The organism is Streptomyces rectiviolaceus (assembly GCF_039533825.1).
In the GTDB taxonomy this organism is placed as follows: domain Bacteria; phylum Actinomycetota; class Actinomycetes; order Streptomycetales; family Streptomycetaceae; genus Streptomyces; species Streptomyces rectiviolaceus.
In genome coordinates this window covers 1-4,030 of the sequence record NZ_BAAAUG010000048.1, presented here as the reverse complement: position 1 = coordinate 4,030, position 4,030 = coordinate 1, and the positions used below count along the sequence as shown (strand labels likewise).

General features: G+C 71.2%; 4 protein-coding genes. 3 read left to right on the top strand and 1 reads right to left on the bottom strand.

Annotated elements, in window-relative coordinates; translation table 11 throughout:
• The coding region (locus ABD378_RS16565; RefSeq protein ID WP_344521679.1) for an electron transfer flavoprotein subunit alpha/FixB family protein at positions 1–521 on the top strand (521 nt) is incomplete at its 5' end.
• Positions 522–580: 59 nt separating this feature from the next.
• Here ABD378_RS16565 and ABD378_RS16560 read toward each other — a convergent pair.
• On the bottom strand, positions 581–1,477 hold the full coding sequence (locus tag ABD378_RS16560; RefSeq protein WP_344521678.1) for an endonuclease/exonuclease/phosphatase family protein: 897 nt from the start codon (positions 1,475–1,477) through the stop codon (positions 581–583).
• A 240-nt stretch (positions 1,478–1,717) separates the two neighbouring features.
• Between ABD378_RS16560 and ABD378_RS16555 the strand changes: the two genes are divergently transcribed.
• Both ABD378_RS16555 and ABD378_RS16550 read left to right on the top strand, forming a co-directional pair.
• Positions 1,718–3,010 carry a DUF6986 family protein gene (locus ABD378_RS16555; RefSeq protein WP_344521677.1) on the top strand — a complete coding sequence of 431 codons (1,293 nt, stop codon included), beginning with the start codon at positions 1,718–1,720 and terminating at the stop codon, positions 3,008–3,010.
• A 75-nt stretch (positions 3,011–3,085) separates the two neighbouring features.
• Positions 3,086–4,030: serine/threonine-protein kinase (locus ABD378_RS16550; protein WP_344521676.1), on the top strand; the 945-nt coding region annotated here is incomplete at its 3' end.

The window sequence follows — 4,030 nt, the reverse complement described above, 5'->3', positions numbered from 1 at the left end:
TCATCACGGTCAAGCCGAACTCGGCCGCCGTGGAAGCCGCCCCGGCCGCGGGCACCGTCGAAGCCCTCACCGTCTCCTTCTCGGAGCAGGCGACCGGCACCAAGGTGACCGCGCGCACCCCGCGTGAGTCGACCGGCCGCCCCGAGCTGACCGAGGCCGCCATCGTGGTCTCCGGCGGGCGTGGTGTGAACGGGGCGGAGAACTTCCACCTCATCGAGTCCCTGGCCGACTCGCTGGGCGCGGCCGTGGGTGCCTCGCGTGCCGCGGTGGACGCGGGCTGGTACCCGCACTCCAACCAGGTCGGCCAGACCGGCAAGTCCGTCTCGCCGCAGCTGTACATCGCTTCGGGTATCTCGGGTGCGATCCAGCACCGGGCGGGCATGCAGACCTCGAAGACGATCGTGGCGATCAACAAGGACGCCGAGGCCCCGATCTTCGACCTGGTCGACTACGGCGTGGTCGGTGACCTCTTCGACGTGGTCCCCGCCCTCACCGAAGAGGTCAACACCCGCAAGGGCTGATCTCGTTGACTTGTACGAGGCCCTTGCCCCGCGTCGCGCGGGGCAAGGGCCTCGCTGCGTCACAAGGTCAGGGACGCCTGCACCGGCAGATGGTCGCTCGGGAACTGTCCGCCCTGCGAGAAGGTGTTGATCACCGCCGAGTGGACCCGCACCCCGGGCGTCGCCAGGATCCAGTCGATCCGGTCGCCGTCCGGCACCAGCGGCTTGTAGCCGTGGAAGGTGGCGTACGCCTTGCTGCGCTCGTCCGCCGCGTCCCACGTGTCGACGAGACCGGCGCCCAGCATCGTGTCGTAGACCGGGTTCTTGTGGGCTGCGACATTGAAGTCACCCGTGACCAGGAGCGGCAGGGACGGGTCGAGGGCGCCGATCCGTTCGGAAATCAAACTCGCGGCACGCGTGCGTGCGTACTGACTCGCGTTGTCGAGGTGGGTGTTGAGGACGTACAGCTCGGTGTCCGTGCGCAGGTCGTGGAAGCGGACCCAGGTGACCATGCGGATGGAGCCGCCGCCCCAGGTGTTGGATCCGATGACGTCCGGGGTGTCGGAGAGCCAGTAGTGGTCGTACTCGATCGGCGCGAGTCTGCGGGTGTCGAAGAAGACGGTCATGAACTCGTTGCGGCTGCCGCCCGCCCGGCCGGTGCCGATCCAGTCGTAGTGCGGGCCCAGGTCCTCGGCGATGTCCCGTACCTGCTGGTAGAGGCCTTCCTGGGTGCCGATGACATGAGGGCGCGCGCGGCGCAGCAGTTCCCGGGTCACCGGGCGGCGGTCGGCCCAGGTGTTGGGCGGCGTGGTGCTCGCGTAGCGGAGGTTGAACGACATGACCTCCAGGCGGCGCCCCGCGCGCTCCACCGCGTGCGCGGGTGAGGCGGCAAGCGCGGTGGTGAACAAGGGAACGGCCACAGCGGCCAGCGCGGTCTGCAGGCCGAAGCGGCGCGAAACTCGGGTGTCATTCGGCACGCGGTCTCCTTCGATGGGTGGCGGTCAGGCTGAGGTGCGGGCACACGAGTGCGGAAGCAGGATCTGAGACATGGGTGAACGGACGAGGTCCGGCAGACGAGAGGGTGTTGACCAGCGGGAAGGTCGCCGGATAACTTCGCCATGCGGATTGTTGATTCCGTGAAGCGGAAGTTCTTCGTGCTTCTGAGTGGTCCTGAGTGGTCCTGAGTGTGTGGTCCTGAGCGTGTGGAGGGTGCAGGAATGGGTCAGCAAGAGAAGGTGGCAACGAGTCTCGCGGGCGCGGTCAGCGAGGGCATCAGCGCTTCCCTCGCCCCGGTGGACGCGGAGCTCGAGCGCCGCTACCCCGGCGACCCGGGCACCCGCCAGCCGGTCCACACCGTGTACGTCCCCGGTGAGCTCTTCGGCGCCGACACCATCCGTACGTGGGGCGACCAGGCCCTGAAGGCCCTCGACGAGCACGCCCCGGACGCTGCCTCCTTCGCGGCCGTCCTCGGCCTTGCCGACGACCTGGCCGCGCCGGTCTACGACCGCGTACGCGCCAAGCTGGAGCGCGAGCCCGTCGAGGACCTGCGCATCGACTTCGAGGACGGCTACAAGGGCGCGGACGAGGACCAGGACGCCGCCCGCGCGGCCCGCCTGGTCGCCGAGGCCTACAAGAACGGCACCGCCGCCCCGTACATGGGCATCCGCATGAAGTGCATGGAGGAGGCGGTGCGCGACCGCGCCATCCGCACCCTCGACATCTTCCTGTCCGGGCTCATGGAGGCGGGCGGCCTGCCGGACGGCCTCGTCCTGACGCTGCCCAAGGTGACCTACCCCGAGCAGGTCACCGCGATGGTGCGCCTCCTGGAGGAGTTCGAGAAGGTGCGCGGCCTGGAGGCGGGCCGGATCGGCTTCGAGATCCAGATCGAGACCAGCCAGTCCATCCTCGCCACCGACGGCACCGCCACCGTGGCCCGCATGATCGGCGCCGCCGAAGGCCGTGCCACCGGCCTGCACTACGGCACCTTCGACTACAGCGCCTGCCTGGGCGTCAGCGCCGCCTACCAGACCAGCGACCACCCGGCCGCCGACCACGCCAAGGCGATCATGCAGGTCGCGGCGGCCGGCACCGGCGTACGCGTCTCGGACGGCTCCACCAACGTCCTGCCCATCGGCACCACCGAGAAGGTCCACGACGCCTGGCGGCTGCACTACGGCCTCACGCGCCGCGCCCTGGCCCGCGCCTACTACCAGGGCTGGGACATGCACCCCGGCCACATCCCCACGCGCTACGCCGCCGTGTTCGCCTTCTACCGCGAGGGCTTCGAGCAGGCCGCAGCCCGCCTGTCCGCGTACGCCGCCCACCGCGAGGGCGGCGACGTGGCGGACGAGCCGGCGTCGGCCAAGGCACTCGCCGGCTACCTGCTGCGCGGCCTGGACTGCGGCGCCCTGGACGTCGGCGAGGTCACGCGGCTCACCGGCCTGACGCTGGCCCGCCTGCAGAGCTTCTCGGGCCCGCGCCGCGGAGACCTCACGCCGCACGGCAAGTAACTCCCGGCACGCGCTGTCACCCCTGCCCCGTAGTCTGTGAGCCACGAAAAGTGGTGTCACAGGAACGGGGCAGCGGTGACTTCGGGGGATCAGGAACAACCGGGCGGCGTCGGCCGCCTCCTCGCCGGGCGCTATCGCGTGACGGCGCAGCTCGGACGCGGCGGCATGGGCGTCGTCTGGCGCGCCGTCGACGAGGTGCTCGGCCGCGAGGTCGCCGTCAAGGAACTGCGTACGTACACGGACGCGGCCGGGCCCGAACTGGCCGACCTGCGCGTACGGATGCAGCGCGAGGCCCGCGCGGCCGCACGGGTGCGCCATCCCGGAGTCGTCGCCGTACACGACGTGGCGGAGGTCGACGGTCGGCCCCTGATCGTCATGGAACTGGTCGACGGACCCTCCCTGGACGACGTACTGCGTGATCGCGGCACCCTCGACCCCCGCGAAGCGGCGGCCGTCGGCGCCAAGGTCATGGACGCGCTCGCCGCCGCCCACCGCGCCGGGGTCCTGCACCGCGACGTCAAGCCCGGCAACATCCTCCTGGAGACCGGTGGCCGCGTCGTCCTGACCGACTTCGGCATCGCCACGATGGACGACCCGGGGGACGGCTCCGCCACGCACCTCACACGCAGCGGCGAACTCGTCGGCTCCCTGGACTACTTGGCGCCCGAACGCGCCCAGGGCCAGGACCCGGGCCCCGCCTCCGATGTGTGGGCCCTGGGCGCCACGCTGTACGCGGCGGTCGAGGGCGCGTCCCCCTTCCGCCGTACGTCGACGTGGTCCACGCTCACCGCGATCGTCAGCGACCCGCTGCCCGAACCGCTGCGGGCAGGCCCTCTGATCCCCGTGCTGCAGCAGCTGATGCACAAGGACCCGCAGGCACGGCCGGACGCCCAGCAGGCGGCGCTGATCCTCGCCGACGCGGCCGGCGGCGCGGTGACGACCGCGCTGCGCGAGCCAGCGCCGCGGCCGAGGGAGACCACGGAGCGGAGCATCCCCGGCGCGCCGCCGCCGGGCTTCGGG